Consider the following 19,004-nt stretch of genomic DNA (forward strand, 5'->3'; position numbering starts at 1 on the left):
GTCGCGTCAACGGACTGGCGTCGCATGCGACGTCAATCCCGGCGGCTGCGTGGACATCTGGTGCGGCCCGGCGCCTCCGAGGGGGTCAGGCCAGCAGCGGTGCGAGTGTCTCTCCGAGCAGCGAGACCCGCCCCGGCACATGGCCGTTGGCGGGTGCGTTCACCGTGACGCCGTCGATACCGGTCGCGAGCAGATCGGCGTATCGGGCGGCCACCTCGTCGGGGTCGCCGACGATCGTCGAGCCGCGACGCGCCTCGGCCGCTGGTGTGCGCTCCAGGTACGCCTCGAGCTCGGCGGCCGCCTCGGCGTGGGTGGGTGCCACGCATGCCGACGTCTGCACGGTCACGGTGATCTCCGAGCGGTCCCGGCCGAGTCGTTCGCAGTGTTCGGCGAGAGCATCGAGTTTGCGGGGAATGTCGGCGGGTGTGCACAGCAGGTTCGATTCGTCGGCGTATTGCGCGACCATCCGCAGCGTCTTGCGTTCGCCACCGCCACCGATCATCACCGGGATCTTCGACAGCGGTGCAGGGACATTGAGCGCACCGGAGACCCGATAGCGGTCACCGTCGAGGCTCGGTGCCTCGCCCGCGAGCATGCCGAGGATGATCTGCAGCGCCTCCTCGAGGCGTTCGAACCGGTCGGTGAACGTCCCGAACTCGTAGCCGAGTGAATCATGTTCCAGCTCATACCACCCCGCGCCGATGCCGAGCTGGGCCCGGCCACCGGACACCACGTCGAGTGCCGTGACCGTCTTCGCGAGCAGGGTCGGGTTGCGGTAGGTGTTTCCGGTGACCAGCGACGACAGTCGCACCGTCGAGGTGTGCTGGGCGAGTGCCGCGAGAAGGGTGTAACACTCGATCATCGGGTCGTCGGGTTCACCGAGCATCGGCAACTGATAGAAGTGGTCCATCACGAAGACGGTGTCGAAACCGGAGTTCTCGGCTTCTCGCGCCTGCGCGACGACGGTGGGGAACAACTGGTCGGCGGCGACGCCGGGGTAGGTGAAGTTCGGGATCTGGTAACCGAGTCGAGTCACTCGTTCAGACTAGTCCGGTGGAGTCCACCGGCGCGGCGCCGACGACTTCCGTTGCGCGGCTGCGAGCGAACGAGCCGATCGTGTCGATGAGTTCGTCGAAGACAGCCTCGACGTCGGCGGACGTCGCGATTCGCGCGTTCGGTCCCGACGAGGACATCCAGCGTTCGTCGGCAACCGTCATGCCTCTCGTCAGCGTTCCGGCGAGTTCGACGGCCACGTGTGCGGGACGGGTCGTCACCGTATCCGGCGCCAGCGCGACGAGTGCGGCGAACGGATCGTGGAGGTGGGCGATGTACCCCTCGTCGTGGTCGTCGTGGAACTCGAAATAGAAGCGCAGCGCATCGACCAGGTGTCGGATGATCTCGTTGCCGGTGGCGGACCGCAGTCCGCGTTCGTCGGCCGGATCCGGGCATTCCACGGGTGTGCTCCCGGCGGCTGCGGCGAGCCGCACGACGTGATCGGGTGTGAGGACGACCGATTCGGTGAGATCGAGTGCGCACACGATGGGTTCGGGCGCACCGCCGATGCCGAAGGCGGCGAACACCTCCGCGGCGGCCTCCGGATCGACGGCGACATTCCACTCGGACGTGGGCGTCGTGTTGCCGTGGGTGTGGAATGCGCCACCCATGATCACGAGCCGGCGCAGGCGAGACGGCAGAGTCGCGTCCCGGCGGATCGCCGTGGCCAGCGAGGTGAGCGGGCCGGTCACGAGACCCACCAGTTCGCCGTCATGCGCGCGCGCCGCCTCGATCCAAGCGTCGGCGGCATCGACCGGGCTCGCGGTGATGGTGGGGGTGGGCAGCTCGGCGTACCCCACGCCGAGCGGACCGTGCGTGTCCTCGGTCGTCATCAGGTCGGCGACCAGGGGAGTGGCCGACCCCACGTGCACAGGGACCTCGGGCCGTCCGCACAGTTCGAGCCAGGCCAGGTTGTTGGCGGCGACCACGTCGACGGGCACGTTGCCTGCGGTGGACGCGACACCCACGAGATCGACGTCGGTGCGTGCGAGCAGATAGATCAGCGCGAGTGAGTCGTCGATGCCGGTGTCGCAGTCGAAGAACAGGCGCTGGGTCACCACACAATTGTGCCGGTCCGGCGCGAACCACACACCACCACCCCGACGGGCCTCTACGCTCGCCACATCCGGGACGAACGTCGTCGCCCCGACGAGTCCCGGAGGAACCGATGGCCTCGACACGACTCGCGCTGGCCGCACTCGGTGCCGGGGCGGTACTTCTCATCAGCGCGTGCGGAGCGAGCTCTACGCAATCGGACGGGTCCTCGACGGGTGGGTCCGCCGTCCCCGGCGGGTTGCCCGCTGATCCCGTCGTCACGCCGGTTGTCGGTTCGGTGATGTTCGCCCCGACGCCGTTCGCCGGTTCCGACGGCAAGAACCACCTCGTCTACGAGATCTCGCTGACCAACTACATGCGCACACCCGTCGCGATCGCCGGGGTGGAGGTGCTCGACGCCGACACCGACCGCACACCGCTCCTCGTCCTCGACGAGAACGGGGTCCGCAACCGCCTCAAGCCGACCGGTGCACCCTCGGTGCCGCCTGCTCCCGGTGCACCCGACGGGTTCTCGGAGGTGTTGGCAACGGGACAGAACGGCGTCCTGTTCATCCACGTGATCCTGTCGGGCGCCGCACCCAAGAAACTGGTCCACGAGATCTCGGTTCGCGCCGACGCGGCACCTCCCGGCATGCGGGACGTCGACGAACGCATCGCACCCGTCACGGTCGGGGACTCGGTCGTCCCGGTCCTGGGACCCCCGCTCGCGGGCGAGCGCTACATCGCCGCCGACGCCTGCTGCGACGCTGTCCGGCACACCCGCGCGATCCTTCCGCTGAACGGGTCGCCGGTCCTCGCCCAGCGCTACGCGGTCGACTGGGAGCAGGCCGATGCCGACGGACGGATCTTCGTCGGTGACGCGAAGGACCCCGCGAACTATCGGATCTTCGGCGACGACGTTCTCGCTGTCGCCGACGGGACTGTGGTCGCGAGTCGCAACGATCTGCCCGAGCAGACGCCGGGGACCTATCCGCCGGACCTGCCGATCGACGACGCCGACGGCAACAATCTCGTTCTCGACATCGGAGACGGCCTCTACGTGAACTATGCGCACATGCAACCGGGGTCGGTCCGCTTCACGGCGGGCGACCGGGTACGTCGCGGCGAGGTGATCGGCAAGGTCGGCAACACCGGGAACTCGGTGGCGCCGCACCTGCACGTGCACGTCATGAACGGGCCGGAATTCCTGGGTTCGCAAGGTGTCCCGAGCGTGACCGAGACGTTCACGATCACCGGGCAGGTGGCCGACACCGCGGCTTTCGACGCCTCGGAAGGGACGGGGGTGCCTCTGCGGCTCACCCCCGGAGTGACGGAGAGCACACACAGGGACCAGATGATCCTCGATCAGAACATCGTCACGTTCACCGCAGGATGACAAGGGTTTTCGACCCGTCATGCCCGGCCCGGTCGCGGTCCCGGCGGGCCGCGGCGACTGGACAACGATGTCATCATCCGTACGGTCGGACCCATGTCGATTCAGGACTCTGCCTTTGAATGGACGGAAACGAATCGCGAATGGCTGATCGAGAATCCCGCTCGCATCGTCGCCTACGTGGTCGTCGCGTTGATCGTCCGTTTCGTGATCCACCGTGCCATCGACCGCGCCACCCGGCCGCGGTCCCGTGATGCCGGCGACGGCCGCGGGACGGTCTTGATGCGGGGCCTACGCGCCAAGTCCGCATCCACCGAACGGACTGCCACGATCGCCGCTCGGCGGGCCCAGCGCGCCGCGACGATCGGGTCGGTCCTCAAGTCGACCGTGTCGATCGTCCTGCTCGTGTGGGTCGTGCTCTCGGTGTTGAGCGTCCTGGGCGTCAACATCGCACCGTTCATCGCCTCGGCCGGCATCGTGGGTCTCGCGGTCGGTTTCGGTGCTCAGAATCTGGTGCGGGACTTCGTGACCGGGGTGTTCATGCTGCTCGAGGACCAGTACGGGGTGGGTGACATCGTCGACCTCGGGGAAGCCGTCGGCGAGGTGGAGTCGGTCGGATTGCGGGTGACCACGCTGCGAGACATCGACGGCACCCTCTGGTACGTCCGCAACGGCGAGATCGCCCGCGTGGGCAACATGAGTCAGGAGTTCGCGGTCGCGCGGGTCGACGTCCCGGTCGCGCCGGGCGCAGACATCGACAAGGCGCAGCGGGTGGCCGACGACGCCGCGCGTGCGGCCGTCGCCGAGGATGCCACCGACATCCTGGGTCCGATCGAGATGCTCGGTGTCCAGGAGGTCTCCTCGGACCAGGTCGTCCTGCGTCTGACGGTCAAGACCAAGCCGAACGGCCAGTGGGCGGTGCAGCGGCGACTGCGCCGCGCGATTCTGCGGGCGTTCGTCGAGAACTCGATCGACCTGCCGTACTCGCGCGCCTGGGGGTCCCTCGCCGACGCGATCGCGAACTGAGCGGGGGTAGGACCAAAGCGTCTGCCGCACAACGAAGAAGACCCCGGCCGTAGCCGGGGTCTTCTGCATTGATCGTGGTGTCCGAGGGGGGACTTGAACCCCCACGTCCGTTAATAGGACACTAGCACCTCAAGCTAGCGCGTCTGCCATTCCGCCACTCGGACCTGCTCACTGCCCGCGGTTCTGCGTCGGTCTCCCGCCGTCGTCTCGCTGCAGCGGGATAACCCTAACCGAGGTTGCCCGCGTATCCCAAATCCCGTAGGAGTGAGGGGTGTCTTCACAGTCTGCGACCGACGAAGTCGTCGATCTGGTCAGCCAGCTGATCCGGTTCGACACCTCCAACACGGGTGAACCCGAGACCACCAAAGGCGAAGAGGAGTGCGCCAAGTGGGTGGCCCAGCAACTCGAGGAGGTGGGCTACACCACCCAGTACGTCGAGTCGGGACGCCCCGGCCGCGGGAACGTCTTCGCGCGGCTGGCGGGGCCGCCGGACTCCGACCGCGGCGCCCTGCTCGTGCACGCCCACCTCGACGTCGTCCCGGCCGAGCCGGCCGACTGGAGCGTCCATCCGTTCTCCGGCGCGGTCAAGGACGGCTACATCTGGGGTCGTGGCGCCGTCGACATGAAGGACATGGCCGGGATGGCCCTCGCGCTCGCCCGGCAGTTCAAACGCGACGGCACGGTGCCGCCTCGGGAGATCGTGTTCGCGTTCCTCGCCGACGAGGAGGCCGGCGGTGCCTGGGGTTCGCATTGGCTGGTCGAGAACCGGCCGGATCTGTTCGACGGGATCACCGAGGCGGTCGGGGAGGTCGGCGGGTTCTCTCTGACCGTCGACCGGCCGGACGGCACCCAGAAGCGCCTCTACCTCGTGGAGACCGCGGAGAAGGGTCTGGCGTGGATGCGCCTGACCGCCGAGGCGCGGGCCGGGCACGGATCGTTCCTGCACGACGAGAACGCCGTCACCGAGGTCGCCGACGCGGTCGCGCGCATCGGTCGCCACACCTTCCCCCTGGTGATGACCGAATCGGTCAGCCAGTTCCTCGCCGAGGTCAGCGCGGAAACCGGCCTGGACCTGAGCCCCGACGCGCCCGATCTCGAGACGTCGCTGTTCAAGCTGGGCAACCTCGCACGGATCATCGGCGCCACACTCCGCGACACCGCCAACCCGACGATGCTCAAGGCCGGGTACAAGGCCAATGTCATCCCGCAGAAGGCCGAGGCCGTCATCGACTGCCGCGTCCTGCCCGGCAGGCAGGCCGCCTTCGAGAAGGAGATCGACGAGCTCATCGGGCCCAATGTCACGCGCGAGTGGATCACGCACCTCGATTCCTACGAGACCACGTTCGACGGTGACCTCGTCGAAGCGATGAATGCCGCCATCCTCGAACACGATCCGCGGGGAAAGACGGTGCCGTACATGCTGTCCGGGGGCACCGACGCGAAGGCGTTCGCGAAGCTGGGCATCCGCTGCTTCGGCTTCGCGCCGTTGCAGCTGCCGCCCGAGCTCGACTTCGCCGCGCTGTTCCACGGCGTGGACGAACGGGTGCCCGTGGATTCGGTCCTGTTCGGTACCAAGGTCTTCGAGCACTTTCTGCGGCACAGCTGAGCACTCACATAGAGTGGCGGGAGGCTCCGCGACGGCGGGTGAGCACTCGTCGCCGCCGAGTGTCCGGACCGATCAGATGCGCGAACCGTCAGAAAGGTGACCACATGTCGTCATTCGACCCGTACTCCCCGCTACCGAGCCTGCCCGGCTTCACCCTGACCTCCGAAAGCGTCACCGACGGCTCGGGTCTGGCCAACGGTCAGGTCAGCGGGATCATGGGCGCGGGTGGCGCTGACCTCTCACCGCAGTTGAGCTGGTCCGGATTCCCCGCCGAGACCAAGAGTTTCGCGGTCACCGTGTACGACCCGGACGCGCCGACCGCATCGGGATTCTGGCATTGGGCGGTCGCCGACATCCCCGCGTCGGTCACGAGTCTGCCCGAAGGGGCGGGCGACGAGGACGGTTCCGGTCTGCCCGACGGTGCCGTCACCCTCACCAACGACGCATCCCTGCGCCGCTACATCGGTGCCGCACCGCCGCCCGGGCACGGCCCGCACCGCTACTACGTCGTCGTGCACGCGGTGGACACCGAGTCACTCGGCCTCCCGGAGAACGCGACGCCGGCCTACCTCGGCTTCAACCTCTTCTCGCACGCGATCGCGAGGGCGACCCTGGTCGGCACGTACGAGCAGGCCGCCGAGAACGTCTGAGTCCCAGGCCTCCGGCTCAGCGGGCCGCGCAGCCGACCGCGTCGGCGATCGAGGAGAATCCGCCCTCGCGCACCCGCTGGGCCAGCCCGGAGTTGAGTTCGTACAGCCACACCGGCCCGCCGTAGATGAAGCCGGTGTAGACCTGCAGCAGATCGGCCCCGGCGCAGATCCGCTCCCAAGCCTGGTCGACGCTCTCGATGCCACCGACGCTGACCAGCGCGATCCGGCCACCCACGCGGCCGTAGAGCCGACGCAGGACGGTCAACGACCGGTCGGCCACAGGCGGTCCGGACAGACCGCCCGCACCGATCTCGCGGACACGGTCCTGCGGGGTCCGCAGACCTTCCCGGCCGATGGTGGTGTTGGTGGCCACGATGCCGGCCAGGCCGAGTTCCACGGCGAGATCGGCGACGGCATCGATGTCGTCGTCGACGAGGTCGGGTGCGATCTTGACTAGCACCGGCACCTCCACCTGCGCCAGCACGGCGGACAGGATCGGCCGCAGCGAGTCGACGGCCTGCAGGTCGCGCAGACCCGGGGTGTTCGGTGAACTCACGTTGACCACCACGAAGTCCGAGAGCGGGCCCAGCAGGCCGGCCGATCGGGTGTAGTCGCCGACGGCCTCGTCGACCGGCACGACCTTCGTCTTCCCGATGTTGGCGCCGATCGGGACCCGAACCGCGCCCCGGCGCACGTCGGACAGGTGCCGGGCCGCCACCTCCGCACCGGGATTGTTGAACCCCATCCGGTTGATGAGCGCACGGTCGGCGGGCAGTCGGAAAAGCCGTGGCTGCGGGTTGCCGGGCTGACCCTCACCTGTGATCGTGCCAACCTCGGCGAAGCCGAACCCGATCTGTCCCCACGTGTCGATCGCACCCGCCGTCTTGTCGAAACCCGCGGCGAGCCCGATGGGGGCGGGGAAGTCGACGCCGAACACCCGAGAGCGCAGCACCGGGTCGTGCTGTGCGAGAAGACGTGCCGACACGAACGACAGGGGCGCGAACCGGCCGATGGTGCGCAATGCCACGAAGACGATGTGGTGGATGCGTTCCGGCGGCACCCGGAACATCACGGAGAGCAGCAGGGGATAGAACCACCGGTTGACTGCGACGAGCACGGCGGTGGAGCGTCGAGCGGTCAACATGCGCGGGCACTCCGGGGGTCGGGTCCGGTCTGATCGGTGGACTCGTGGTCCTCGGGTCCGCGGCTGCCCCGCGGCGGTCGGCGGCGCTTGAGTAACACCTTGCGGGTCCCGTCGGAATAGAGGCGCACCCGGGACAGCTCCCATCCGCCGAACTCGGCTTCCAGTGCCAGTCGCATCGAGGCGGTGACCCGGGTCACATCCGGGGGCAGGCGCAGCAGGATGCACTCGACGTCCTCGGAGGTCACCTCCCATCCGGTCGGATACCGGGAACCGAGGCGCGCCGCGGTGCGTGCGCGATGGGCTTGGAGTCGTCGATCAGTGCTCATCCGACCTGCTCACCGGCCCGGTTCGACAGGTGCGACGCCGGGAGGCGTTCCGGGGGCGGGAACCACCTGCAGTGCGCCCTCGCGCCCGGAGAGGACGTAGACCGCTCCCGCGGAATCGACCGCGATCCGGTCGGGCTGGGCGACGGAGGCGAACCGTTGCTTCTCGGTGGGTTCACCGTCGGCCAGGTCATATGCCACCACCTCGTTGTTGCCGGTCGTCGACACCCAGAGCAGGTCGCGGGTGTCGTCGTAGTCTACGGCGTACGGGCCGTCGGCCACGGGGTAGCGAAACCTCATCACCAGCGGCGATCCGAAGAACCCGAGGATCTCCCCGTCGCGCGTGTTGGCGATGAGAACGCGTCCGAACGGGTCGACGGTGGCGTTCGTGGCGCCGTTCCCGGCGCGAAGCGCGGGACCCAGCTCGCCGGACCGCGGATCGACCGGGGTCACCGACGACTGAGCCCGATCCAGGACGACGACCTGACCGTCGAGTCCATCGGCCGACCCCGGCGCGGCGGTGAGCGCGTCCACCCGGACGAACGAGTCGATGTCGTGCTTCTTCTCGAAGTCCTTGTCGTACACCAGAACACGTCCGTCGGCGGTGCCGACGACCACCTCGCCCGACGACGTCTCGACCACCGCGGTCGGGTCCTCGGCGTCGAGGTCGACGGTGCGCGCCGACCCGCCGGCGTCGACGACGACGAGCGAGCCGGGACCCACACCGAGGTAACCGCCGTCGGCATCGGCCGCGAGTGCGGTGACCTCCGGGATGTCGATCCTCGTCGGCGGGGTGGTCATGGCCCCGGTGTCGTACCGCAGCAGTTGCCTGCCGTCGGCGGAGACCACGCCGACCGTCTCGCCTGACGCGGCGAGAGCCCTGGCGCCGGCCGGGGCGGGGACGGTCGAGCCCGCGGGGGCCACCGCCGAGCTCGCCGGGGCCTGCACCGCGGTGGCCGGTGCGACGGTCGGGACATCCGGTGAGCCGTCGTCGGACGAACCGCACGCGGAGATCAGGCCGACGCCGGCCACGAGCGCCACGACGACCGCAACCGGTCTGCGCGACCTCGGGCCCGTTCCCGGGGACTGCTGAGGGGTACGGCGTCGTCGCGGCACATGCATGTCCCCATCTTGCGTGAACGGCGGCACCGATCGGACAGCCGGGTCGGGGACGTGTCGCCGAGTCGGGCCGCCTCGGCCGGTGCCGCGTAGCATCGGGCGCCGTGACCGACACCATGACGTGGACCCAGTCGATCGTCCTCGGAGCGATCCAGGGGCTCACCGAGTTCCTGCCGATCTCGTCGTCCGGACATCTGCGGATCGCCTCCGAACTCATGTTCGGGGAAGATGCCGGCGCATCGTTCACCGCCGTCACCCAACTCGGTACCGAGGCCGCGGTTCTCGTGTTCTTCGCCCGCGACATCGTCCGGATCATCACCGCGTGGTTCCGCGGGCTCCGCAACGCCGACGAACGCAACCTCGACTATCGGATCGGTTGGTATGTGATCTTCGCGACCATCCCGATCGGGCTGATCGGCTACCTCTTCAAGGACGAGATCCGCACCACCGGACGCAACCTCTGGCTCGTCGCGATCATGCTGATCGTCTTCGCCGGCGTCTTCTGGCTGGCCGAGCGGTACGGACAGAAGCAGCGCTCACTCGATCAGCTCACCCTGCGTGACGGCCTCATCATGGGCGGCGCGCAGTGTCTCGCGCTCATCCCCGGAGTCTCGAGATCGGGCGCCACCGCGAGCGCGGGCCTGTTCCTGGGCCTCGAACGCGAGGCGGCGTTCCGGTTCTCGTTCCTGCTGGCCATCCCGGCCGTCACCGCCTCCGGGTTGTTCAGCCTGCCGGATGCCTTCAATCCGAGCGGAGAGGGCATGGAGGCCAGCGGATCCCAGCTGCTGGTGGCGACGCTGATCGCCTTCCTCGTCGGATACGCGGCCATCGCATGGCTGCTCAGATTCGTCAGCGATCACTCGATGAACTGGTTCGGCGCCTACCGGGTGATCCTCGGCGTGACCGTCATCATCCTGCTCTCGACGGGAGTGATCTCGGCGACCTGACGCCGGTGGGCGAGGGCCCGCGCCGCGGCGCCGGAGTGGTCGCGCCGTGCGGGTCGTCGGGACCGGTGCCTATGGTTGTGGGATGACCGTGATCCTTCTCCGGCACGGCCGTTCCACCGCGAACACCTCGGGTGTGCTCGCCGGTCGCAGCCCCGGAGTCCACCTCGACGACCGGGGACGCACGCAGGCCGACGCGCTGGTCGCTCGCCTCGGGGACCATCTCGGTGCGATCAGGGCAGTCGCCCGATCGCCACTCGACCGGTGTGCCGAGACCGTCGCGCCGCTGCTGGCCGCGCTCGGCGCGACCGGGGAGGTGCCGCCGGAGATCGTCGTGGACGACCTCGTCGAGGTCGACTACGGCGGCTGGACCGGCCGACCCATCCGCGAACTGCTCTCCGAGCCGCTCTGGAAGGTGGTGCAGCAGCAGCCGTCCGCCGCGGTGTTCCCCGACGGGGAGGGCTTGGCCGACGTCCAGGCGCGGGCCGTACGTGCCATCCGTGAGCTCGACCGGATCCACGGTGGACCGGATGGGTCCGGTGTGTGGATCGCGTGCTCGCACGGCGACGTCATCAAGTCGATCATCGCCGACGCGATGGGCTCCCACCTCGATTCGTTCCAGCGGATCGTCGTCGAACCGGCGTCGATCAGCGTCATCCGGTACGGCTCGTCGCGCCCCTACGTCCACGCGGTGAACACCACCGAGACGCTGTCGGTGCCGAAGCCCCCGCCGCCGCAGGCCGACGGTCACGCGTCTGATGACGCGGTCGTCGGCGGTGACACGGGAGCCGATACAGCGCCACCTGCCAACGGGGCCACCACCATCCCGGCGGCATCGGGATAATGAACACGACGACGAAGGAGGTGTGATGTCTCGAGCCATCCACGTGTTCCGCAGCCCGGACCGATTCGTGGCGGGCACGATCGGGCAGCCCGGCGACCGCACGTTCTACCTCCAGGCGGTCCATGAGGCCCGCATCATCAGCGTGATGCTGGAGAAACAGCAGGTGCGGATCCTCGCCGACCGGATCGGCGCCCTGCTCGACGAGATCCACCGCCGCTTCGGCACCCCGATCCCGCCGGAAACCGACCGCGTCGGCGACTTGAGTCCACTCGTCATGCCTGTCGACGCCGAGTTCCGGGTCGGCACGATGGGACTGGGCTGGGACGCCGAGTCGGAGGCGGTCGTCGTGGAGCTGCTCGCGGTCACCGAGGGCGAGTTCGACGAGAGCGTGGTCCTCGACGACACCGACGAAGGTCCCGACGCCGTGCGTGTGTTCCTGACCACGGCCGCCGCCCGTGAGTTCGCGGCGCGCTCCTCGAAGGTCATCTCGGCGGGACGCCAGCCGTGTCCGCTGTGCAGCGAACCGCTCGACCCGGAGGGCCACCTGTGCATCCGGACCAACGGTTACAAGCGGGACGCGCAGTTGAGCAAGTCGCTGGACTTCATCGATCCGGATGTCTTCAACAGCCTTGCGGCGCAGAATGATCCAGGGCTGGCCGTCGACGACGACGACTTCGGTGACGCCGAGGACCCGGACGACCCCGACGAGCCCGGTGACGCCGGGCCCGCCGCCCGTGGCTGACGCGGGCCGTCGATGATGCCGGACGTCCCCCGGCCGGAGTCCGCGTCCGGGTCCGGCCGGGACCTGTCGGACCTGGAGATCTTGTCCGACGCGGAGCTCACCATCCTCGGCCGCATCCCGTCGGCGAGCAACGCGACGCTCGTCTGTGATGCCGTACTCGACGAGGACACCGCGCTGCGGTGCGTGTACAAGCCCGTGCGCGGCGAGGTGCCGCTGTGGGATTTCCCGGACGGCACGCTCGCCGGACGCGAAGTGGCGTCGTACCTCATCTCCGAGGCACTCGGCTGGGACACGATCCCGGCGACGGTGCATCGCGACGGGCCGCTGGGGCCGGGAATGGTCCAGCGCTGGGTCGAGACACCCGACAACGCCGACCATCCCGCACCCGAACCCGACACCCGGGTCGATCTCGTCGACCTGTGCCCGCCCGACGCGGTCCCGGTCGGATATCGCGCGGTGCTACGGGCGTTCGATCCCTACGGTGAACCCGTGGTGCTGGTCCATGCCGACGACCCACGGCTGCAGCGGATGGCGGTGCTCGATGTGATCCTGAACAACGCCGACCGCAAGGGCGGTCACGTTCTCGAAGGCCTGGACGGCAACGTCTATGGCATCGACCACGGGATCTGCCTCCACGAAGAGGACAAGCTGCGCACGGTGCTGTGGGGGTGGGCGGGGGAGCAGGTGCCCGGGCATCTCGTCGCCGACATCGCCGAGCTCGCCGAGCGTCTGGAGACCGAGACATCGCCTCTCCGGGAACAACTGGCCGGACACATCACCTCGGACGAGATCGATGCGCTGGCCATTCGCGCCATCGTCGTCGCCGAGTCCGCGACGATGCCGCAGCCGCCGGGACACCGGCCCATACCCTGGCCCCCGTTCTGATCGGGTGACCGAGTTCCGATCGCGCGACCCCTCACGTTCAGGGCCCTGAACGGGCCGGAGTCCGTGGGCAATACAGTGGACGCATGCAGTCGTGGCCCGATGTCGAAGTCCCCGAGGTGCCGGGCAGTGGACCCGCCCTCCGTCTCTACGACACCGCCGACCGCGCGGTCCGTCCCGTGGCGCCCGGTGAGACCGCGACCATGTACGTCTGCGGCATCACCCCATACGACGCCACCCATCTCGGCCACGCCGCGACGTACCTGACCTTCGATCAGGTCAACCGCGTGCTGCGGGACCAGGGCCACCGGGTTCACTACGTCCAGAACGTGACCGACGTGGACGACCCGCTGTTCGAGCGGGCCGACCGCGACGGCGTGGACTGGCGGGACCTCGGAGCCCGGGAGACTCAGCTGTTCCGCGACGACATGTCGGCCCTGCGTGTCCTCCCGCCTCGGGACTACATCGGCGCCGTGGAATCGATCAACGAGGTCGTGGAGGTCGTCGGCAAGCTGCTGGCCTCGGGTGCGGCCTACACGGTCGACGACCCCGAGTTCCCCGACGTGTACTTCCGGACCGACGCGACCGAACAATTCGGATACGAATCCGGTTACGACCGCGAGACGATGGCCGGCTTCTTCGCCGAGCGCGGGGGAGACCCGGACCGTCCCGGCAAGCGCGACCCGCTCGATGCGCTCCTCTGGCGTGCGCAGCGTCCCGGCGAGCCGTTCTGGGAGTCGCCGTTCGGCCCGGGCCGGCCGGGCTGGCACATCGAGTGTTCGGCCATCGCGCTGAACCGCCTCGGCGTCGAGTTCGACATCCAGGGCGGCGGCAACGACCTCATCTATCCCCATCACGAGTACTCGGCGGCCCACGGTGAGGCGCTGACGGGATCGCGGCGGTTCGCGCGGCATTACGTGCACACCGGCATGGTCGGGCTCGACGGCGAGAAGATGTCGAAGAGTCGCGGCAATCTGGTGTTCGTCTCGGTCCTACGCCGCGAGGGTGTGGACCCGGCCGCCATCCGACTCGCCCTGCTCGCCGATCACTACCGCGGCGACCGCATGTGGACCCCGGCGGTGCTCGACACGGCCCTCGATCGTCTCGCGCGGTGGCGGTCGGCCTTCGCCGCGCCTGCCGGTCCCGACGCGGCGCCGGTCATCGCGCGCGTGCGCCAGCACCTCGCCGACGATCTCGACACCCCCAAAGCGCTTGCCGCAGTCGACGCTTGGTGCGCCGACGTCCGCAACGGCATCGGCTCGTCGGCGTCGGCGCCGGGCGAGCTCGCCGCCGCGGTCGACGCGCTGCTGGGCGTTCCGGCGGCAGCCGCGTCCTGAGGACCGCCGGACACCACGCCGGGATGTCTGCCGGCGGGTGTCTGGGTAGAGTGCTGTCGTGGCGCGCGTGCAAGAGATCCGACCCGAGACCGATGCCGGAGTGTTCACCGTCGTCACCCGGACATCGACCTATCTGCTCGACTTCACCGAGATGACGCTGTTGCGTGCACCGGGAGTGGGCGGGACCGACGACGAGGACTGGACCGTCAGCAGGTTGCGGCGCGACTCCGAGGACATCCCGCTGCTGGGGGTGAAGTCCTGCCGTCTCGGTGAGTCCGCCCAGTTCTGGGTGCGGGCAGCCGACGATCCCGACGTCCGCACGTGGCGGATCACCACACCTGTGGTGTCCATCGAGCAGATCGGCTGACGCCCGCCTGTTCTCAGGCGCCGAACGGCCCCTGCCCCCGGCGTTTGAGGTAGCGCTCGAACTCCGCGGCCAGTGCGTCCCCGTCGATCTTGGCCATGACCTCGTCCGGGTCCACTTCGGCGTCGCCGCGCTCCTCCAGGCCGCGCACGTACTCCGCGATCTCTTCGTCGTCCTCGGTCATCTCGGTGACGGCGCGTTCCCACTCCTCGGCCTGCTCGGGCAGGGTCCCGAGCGGGACCTCGATGTCGAGCACCTCTTCGACCCGGGTCAGCAGGGCCACCGTCGCCTTGGGGTTCGGTGGTGTGGAGACATAGTGGGGGACCGCCGCCCAGAACGACACGGCGGGCAGCCCGGCCTGGACGAACAGGTCCTGTAGAACCCCGGTGATCCCGGTGGGTCCCTCGTAACGGCTCTCGGCGAGGTTGTACTTCGCGGCGGACTCGCTGCTGTAGGCGGCGCCGGTCACCGGTACCGGCCGGGTGTGCGGCGTGTCGGCGAGGAGCGCGCCCAGCATCACCGTGGTCTCGACGTCCAGTTCCTGCGCGAGTTCGACGATCTCCGCGCAGAACGCCCGCCACCGCATGTTGGGTTCGATGCCCCGGACGAGCACGATGTCGCGGTCGGCGCCCCGAGGGCTGCAATACGAGATCGACGTCGTCGGCCAGTCGATGCGGCGCGTCACCCCGTCGATCTGGTTGACGGTGGGGCGATTGACCTGGAAGTCGTAGTATTCATCGGAGTCGATGTCGGCGAGCGGCCGGGCGTCCCATTCCAGCGCGAGATGTTCGACGGCGCTGCTGGCGGCGTCTCCCGCGTCGTTCCACCCCTCGAAGGCCGCGAGCAGGATGGGTCTGCGCAGCTGGGGAAGGTTCGACATCTGCTCAGCGTTCACCGAACCAGCCTACGACCGAACACGCAGAGAGGGCGAACTACGCTGTCAACCATGTCCCCTGATTCTTCCGGAACCGATCCGCGCGACTTCGACACGACATTCATGTCGGCGATGTCGCGGCGGGTGCTGATCGGCGACGGGGCGATGGGCACCATGCTGCAGGCCGCGGATCTGACGCTCGACGACTTCCGTGGCCTCGAGGGTTGCAACGAGATCCTCAACGACACCCGGCCCGACGTGCTCGAGGGCATCCACCGTGCGTACTTCGAAGCCGGTGCGGATGCGGTGGAGACCAACACCTTCGGCTGCAATCTACCCAATCTCGGCGATTACGACATCTCGGACCGGATTCGCGAGCTCTCGTTCAAGGGCACCTCGATCGCGCGCGGCGTCGCCGACGAGATGGGTCCCTCGGCCGACGGCACCGCGCGTTTCGTGCTGGGGTCGATCGGACCGGGCACCAAGCTGCCGAGCCTCGGCCACATCACCTACGCGGCGATCCGCGATGCCTACCTCGAATGCGTCATCGGCATGCTCGAGGGTGGGGCCGACGCCGTGCTGATCGAGACCGCGCAGGACCTGCTTCAGGTCAAGTCGGCGGTGGTGGGCGCCCGGCGCGCGATGGAACGGGTCGGTCGCCGAATCCCGATCATCACCCATGTCACGGTGGAGACGACGGGCACCATGCTCCTCGGATCGGAGATCGGCGCCGCGCTGGCCGCGTTGGAACCCCTCGGTATCGACCTGATCGGGCTGAACTGCGCGACCGGGCCGGCCGAGATGAGCGAGCATCTCCGATACCTGTCCAAGCATGCGCGAATCCCGGTGTCGGTCATGCCGAATGCGGGACTCCCGGTCCTGGGCGCGAACGGTGCCGAGTATCCGTTGACGCCCGAAGAGCTGGCGCAGGCGATGAGCCAGTTCGTCGGCGAGTTCGGACTCGAGTTCGTCGGCGGGTGCTGCGGTACGACACCCGAGCACATCCGGCAGGTCGCCGCGGCGGTGGCCGAGGTGTCGCCCGCGACGCGTGCCCCGCAGCACGAGTCGGAGACGTCGTCGCTGTACTCGGCGGTGCCGTTCGACCAGGACGCGAGCTTCTTGGTGATCGGCGAGCGCACCAACACCAACGGGTCCAAGGCATTTCGCGAGGCGATGATCGCCGAGGACTACCAGAAGTGCCTCGACATCGCCAAGGACCAGACTCGCGACGGCGCGCACATGCTCGACCTCAACGTCGACTACGTGGGTCGCGACGGTGCCGCCGACATGACGGCGCTGGCCACCCGGTTCGCGACGTCGTCGACGCTGCCGATCATGCTCGACTCGACCGAGCCGGAGGTCATCCGCGCCGGACTCGAAGCGCTCGGCGGCCGATGCGCGGTGAACTCGGTGAACTACGAGGACGGCGACGGACCCGAGTCGCGGTTCACCAGGATGATGCAGCTCGTCGTCGAACACGGTGCGGCTGTCGTCGCACTCACCATCGACGAGGAGGGGCAGGCGCGTACGGCCGACTGGAAGGTGCAGGTCGCCGAGCGGCTCATCGCCGACATCACCGGCAACTGGGGTCTGGCCGAGGAAGACATCATCATCGATGCGCTGACCTTCCCGATCTCGACCGGCCAGGAAGAGGTCCGCCGCGACGGCATCGAGACCATCGAGGCGATCCGCCGTCTGCACGAAGCGCACCCCGAGGTGCACTTCACGCTGGGCATCTCCAACATCTCCTTCGGTCTCAACCCGGCTGCTCGGCAGGTCCTCAACTCCGTGTTCCTGCATGAGTGCGTACAGGCCGGCCTCGACACCGCGATCGTGCACGCATCGAAGATCCTGCCGATGGCCCGGATCCCCGAGGAGCATCGCGAGGTCGCACTCGACCTGGTCTACGACCGGCGCCGCGAGGGGTATGACCCCCTGCAGAAGCTGATGCAGCTGTTCGAGGGTGTCTCGGCAGCCTCGGCGCGCGAGTCGCGCGCCCAGGAGCTGGCCAAGCTGCCGCTGTTCGAGCGACTGGAACGACGCATCGTCGACGGCGAACGCAACGGCCTGACCGACGATCTCGACGAGGCGATGACGCAGGTCCCGCCGCTGAAGATCATCAACGACACGCTGCTGTCGGGGATGAAGACCGTGGGCGAGCTGTTCGGATCCGGTCAGATGCAGCTGCCGTTCGTGCTCCAGTCCGCCGAGGTGATGAAAACCGCGGTGGCACACCTGGAACCGCACATGGAGTCGACCGGGGAGGATGGCAAGGGCCGCATCGTGCTGGCGACCGTCAAGGGCGACGTGCACGACATCGGCAAGAACCTCGTCGACATCATCCTGTCCAACAACGGCTACGAGGTCGTCAACATCGGCATCAAGCAGCCGATCGCCACGATCCTCGACGTCGCCGCCGACAAGCGCGCCGATGTGATCGGGATGTCGGGCCTGCTGGTCAAGTCGACGGTCGTGATGAAGGAGAACCTCGAGGAGATCAATTCGCGCGGTCTCGCCGAGGAGTACCCCGTCCTGCTCGGTGGTGCGGCGCTCACCCGTTCCTATGTCGAGAACGACCTGTCGGAGACGTACGAGGGCGACGTGCACTATGCGCGTGACGCTTTCGAGGGCCTGCGGTTGATGGACGACATCATGGCGGCCAAGCGCGGCGGGGGACCGGATCCGGACAGCGACGAGGCGAAGGCCGCCGCCGAGAAGGCCGCCGAACGCAAGGCGCGTCACGAGCGGTCCAAGCGCATCGCCGCCAAACGCAAGGCCGCCGAGGAGCCGGTCGAGGTCCCGGCACGGTCGGATGTGGCCGCCGACAACGAGATCCCGACCCCGCCGTTCTGGGGCTCGCGGATCGTCAAGGGCATTCCGATCGCCGACTACATGCAGCTCCTCGACGAGCGGGCGCTGTTCCTCGGGCAGTGGGGTCTGCGCGGTGCCCGCGGAGGCGACGGGCCGTCGTATGAGGAACTCGTCGAGACCGAGGGCCGCCCGCGTCTGCGGTACTGGATCGATCGGTTGTCGACCGAGAACATCCTGCAGCACGCGGCGGTCGTGTACGGCTACTTCCCAGCGGTCAGCGACGGCGACACCGTGCACGTGCTGACCGAACCCGAGCCGGACGCACCCGTGCGCTTCAGCTTCACGTTCCCACGCCAGCAGCGGTCGCGGTTCCTGTGCATCGCGGACTTCATCCGGTCCCGCGAGGACGCCAAGGCGGCGGGCAGGGTCGACGTGCTGCCGTTCCAGCTCGTCACGATGGGACAGCCGATCGCCGATTTCGCGAACAAACTGTTCGCCGAGGACGCCTACCGCGACTACCTCGAGGTCCACGGCATCGGCGTGCAGCTGACCGAGGCCCTCGCCGAGTACTGGCATCAGCGCGTGCGCAGCGAACTGACGTTCGGTGACCGGGCGATGGACAGCGAGGACCCGGAGAGCGCCCAGGGGTTCTTCGACCTCGAATACCGCGGTGCGCGTTTCTCCTTCGGTTACGGCGCATGCCCCGACCTCGAGGATCGGGCGAAGATGATCGAGCTGCTCGAGCCCGGGCGGATCGGCGTGGAGCTGTCGGAAGAACTCCAGTTGCACCCCGAGCAGTCCACCGACGCGTTCGTCCTCCATCATCCGGAGGCCAAGTACTTCAACACGTGAGTGGG

Annotated in this window: 17 protein-coding genes and 1 tRNA gene; 11 read left to right on the top strand and 7 right to left on the bottom strand. The window is 68.5% G+C overall.

Features of this window, described 5'->3' with window-relative positions; translation table 11 throughout:
• Positions 1-85: 85 nt before the first annotated feature.
• Both ACSUZC_RS11550 and ACSUZC_RS11555 read right to left on the bottom strand, forming a co-directional pair.
• Positions 86-1,036, bottom strand: coding sequence for an LLM class F420-dependent oxidoreductase (locus ACSUZC_RS11550; protein ID WP_439032899.1), 951 nt, complete (start codon positions 1,034-1,036; stop codon positions 86-88).
• A 4-nt stretch (positions 1,037-1,040) separates the two neighbouring features.
• Complete coding sequence (locus tag ACSUZC_RS11555) at positions 1,041-2,111, bottom strand: nucleoside hydrolase (RefSeq protein ID WP_439032900.1); 1,071 nt, start codon at positions 2,109-2,111, stop codon at positions 1,041-1,043.
• A 110-nt stretch (positions 2,112-2,221) separates the two neighbouring features.
• Between ACSUZC_RS11555 and ACSUZC_RS11560 the strand changes: the two genes are divergently transcribed.
• Both ACSUZC_RS11560 and ACSUZC_RS11565 read left to right on the top strand, forming a co-directional pair.
• On the top strand, positions 2,222-3,484 hold the full coding sequence (locus ACSUZC_RS11560; RefSeq protein ID WP_439032901.1) for a M23 family metallopeptidase: 1,263 nt from the start codon (positions 2,222-2,224) through the stop codon (positions 3,482-3,484).
• 93 nt (positions 3,485-3,577) lie between these two features.
• The gene (locus ACSUZC_RS11565; RefSeq protein ID WP_439032902.1) at positions 3,578-4,507 is read left to right on the top strand and encodes a mechanosensitive ion channel family protein; all 930 of its coding nucleotides are present in this window, start codon (positions 3,578-3,580) and stop codon (positions 4,505-4,507) included.
• 75 nt (positions 4,508-4,582) lie between these two features.
• Here the strand turns inward: ACSUZC_RS11565 and ACSUZC_RS11570 are convergent.
• Positions 4,583-4,671, bottom strand: a tRNA-Leu gene (locus ACSUZC_RS11570).
• A 107-nt stretch (positions 4,672-4,778) separates the two neighbouring features.
• Between ACSUZC_RS11570 and ACSUZC_RS11575 the strand changes: the two genes are divergently transcribed.
• A complete protein-coding gene (locus ACSUZC_RS11575) occupies positions 4,779-6,113 on the top strand; it encodes a M20/M25/M40 family metallo-hydrolase (RefSeq protein ID WP_439032903.1) in 1,335 nt (444 codons plus the stop codon).
• Between the two features lie 104 nt (positions 6,114-6,217).
• A complete protein-coding gene (locus ACSUZC_RS11580; protein WP_439032904.1) occupies positions 6,218-6,763 on the top strand; it encodes a YbhB/YbcL family Raf kinase inhibitor-like protein in 546 nt (181 codons plus the stop codon).
• 16 nt (positions 6,764-6,779) lie between these two features.
• Here ACSUZC_RS11580 and ACSUZC_RS11585 read toward each other — a convergent pair whose 3' ends face one another.
• The 3 genes from ACSUZC_RS11585 to ACSUZC_RS11595 are packed head-to-tail and all read right to left on the bottom strand — an operon-like array spanning position 6,780 to position 9,352.
• A complete protein-coding gene (locus tag ACSUZC_RS11585; protein WP_439032905.1) occupies positions 6,780-7,907 on the bottom strand; it encodes a quinone-dependent dihydroorotate dehydrogenase in 1,128 nt (375 codons plus the stop codon).
• Positions 7,901-8,233 carry a DUF5703 family protein gene (locus ACSUZC_RS11590; RefSeq protein WP_439032906.1) on the bottom strand — a complete coding sequence of 111 codons (333 nt, stop codon included), beginning with the start codon at positions 8,231-8,233 and terminating at the stop codon, positions 7,901-7,903. The genes ACSUZC_RS11585 and ACSUZC_RS11590 overlap by 7 nt, the downstream gene beginning before the upstream one ends.
• Before the next feature lie 9 nt (positions 8,234-8,242).
• Positions 8,243-9,352, bottom strand: a complete 1,110-nt coding sequence (locus ACSUZC_RS11595) for a YncE family protein (protein ID WP_439032907.1) — start codon at positions 9,350-9,352, stop codon at positions 8,243-8,245.
• Between the two features lie 101 nt (positions 9,353-9,453).
• On the opposite strand from ACSUZC_RS11595, the gene ACSUZC_RS11600 reads away from it, so the two are divergent.
• The 6 genes from ACSUZC_RS11600 to ACSUZC_RS11625 all read left to right on the top strand — a co-directional run bounded on the left by ACSUZC_RS11600 (position 9,454) and on the right by ACSUZC_RS11625 (position 14,465).
• The gene (locus tag ACSUZC_RS11600) at positions 9,454-10,296 is read left to right on the top strand and encodes an undecaprenyl-diphosphate phosphatase (RefSeq protein WP_439032908.1); all 843 of its coding nucleotides are present in this window, start codon (positions 9,454-9,456) and stop codon (positions 10,294-10,296) included.
• An 82-nt stretch (positions 10,297-10,378) separates the two neighbouring features.
• Positions 10,379-11,137, top strand: a complete 759-nt coding sequence (locus ACSUZC_RS11605; RefSeq protein WP_439032909.1) for an MSMEG_4193 family putative phosphomutase — start codon at positions 10,379-10,381, stop codon at positions 11,135-11,137.
• 25 nt (positions 11,138-11,162) lie between these two features.
• Positions 11,163-11,879: a DUF3090 domain-containing protein gene (locus ACSUZC_RS11610; RefSeq protein ID WP_439032910.1), complete on the top strand. Its 717-nt coding sequence runs from the start codon at positions 11,163-11,165 to the stop codon at positions 11,877-11,879.
• Between the two features lie 15 nt (positions 11,880-11,894).
• Positions 11,895-12,764, top strand: coding sequence for an SCO1664 family protein (locus tag ACSUZC_RS11615; RefSeq protein ID WP_439033096.1), 870 nt, complete (start codon positions 11,895-11,897; stop codon positions 12,762-12,764).
• Positions 12,765-12,847: 83 nt separating this feature from the next.
• Positions 12,848-14,098, top strand: a complete 1,251-nt coding sequence (mshC, locus tag ACSUZC_RS11620) for a cysteine--1-D-myo-inosityl 2-amino-2-deoxy-alpha-D-glucopyranoside ligase (RefSeq protein ID WP_439032911.1) — start codon at positions 12,848-12,850, stop codon at positions 14,096-14,098.
• 58 nt (positions 14,099-14,156) lie between these two features.
• Positions 14,157-14,465, top strand: coding sequence for a hypothetical protein (locus tag ACSUZC_RS11625; protein WP_238422393.1), 309 nt, complete (start codon positions 14,157-14,159; stop codon positions 14,463-14,465).
• 13 nt (positions 14,466-14,478) lie between these two features.
• Here ACSUZC_RS11625 and ACSUZC_RS11630 read toward each other — a convergent pair whose 3' ends face one another.
• Positions 14,479-15,357 carry a PAC2 family protein gene (locus tag ACSUZC_RS11630; protein WP_439032912.1) on the bottom strand — a complete coding sequence of 293 codons (879 nt, stop codon included), beginning with the start codon at positions 15,355-15,357 and terminating at the stop codon, positions 14,479-14,481.
• A 51-nt stretch (positions 15,358-15,408) separates the two neighbouring features.
• Between ACSUZC_RS11630 and metH the strand changes: the two genes are divergently transcribed.
• The gene (gene metH, locus ACSUZC_RS11635) at positions 15,409-18,999 is read left to right on the top strand and encodes a methionine synthase (RefSeq protein ID WP_439032913.1); all 3,591 of its coding nucleotides are present in this window, start codon (positions 15,409-15,411) and stop codon (positions 18,997-18,999) included.
• Positions 19,000-19,004 lie beyond the last annotated feature (5 nt).

Origin of the sequence: Gordonia terrae, assembly GCF_051789125.1 — a bacterium.
GTDB lineage: Bacteria > Actinomycetota > Actinomycetes > Mycobacteriales > Mycobacteriaceae > Gordonia > Gordonia terrae_A.

Bases quoted from the DNA above. Each gene is read 5' to 3' on its own strand.
- ACSUZC_RS11560 (WP_439032901.1), top strand. From the start codon at position 2,222: ATGGCCTCGACACGACTCGCGCTGGCCGCACTCGGTGCCGGGGCGGTA.
- ACSUZC_RS11565 (WP_439032902.1), top strand. From the start codon at position 3,578: ATGTCGATTCAGGACTCTGCCTTTGAATGGACGGAAACGAATCGCGAA.
- ACSUZC_RS11580 (WP_439032904.1), top strand. From the start codon at position 6,218: ATGTCGTCATTCGACCCGTACTCCCCGCTACCGAGCCTGCCCGGCTTC.
- ACSUZC_RS11585 (WP_439032905.1), bottom strand. From the start codon at position 7,907: ATGTTGACCGCTCGACGCTCCACCGCCGTGCTCGTCGCAGTCAACCGG.
- ACSUZC_RS11590 (WP_439032906.1), bottom strand. From the start codon at position 8,233: ATGAGCACTGATCGACGACTCCAAGCCCATCGCGCACGCACCGCGGCG.
- ACSUZC_RS11595 (WP_439032907.1), bottom strand. From the start codon at position 9,352: ATGCATGTGCCGCGACGACGCCGTACCCCTCAGCAGTCCCCGGGAACG.
- ACSUZC_RS11605 (WP_439032909.1), top strand. From the start codon at position 10,379: ATGACCGTGATCCTTCTCCGGCACGGCCGTTCCACCGCGAACACCTCG.
- ACSUZC_RS11610 (WP_439032910.1), top strand. From the start codon at position 11,163: ATGTCTCGAGCCATCCACGTGTTCCGCAGCCCGGACCGATTCGTGGCG.
- ACSUZC_RS11615 (WP_439033096.1), top strand. From the start codon at position 11,895: ATGCCGGACGTCCCCCGGCCGGAGTCCGCGTCCGGGTCCGGCCGGGAC.
- mshC (WP_439032911.1), top strand. From the start codon at position 12,848: ATGCAGTCGTGGCCCGATGTCGAAGTCCCCGAGGTGCCGGGCAGTGGA.
- metH (WP_439032913.1), top strand. From the start codon at position 15,409: ATGTCCCCTGATTCTTCCGGAACCGATCCGCGCGACTTCGACACGACA.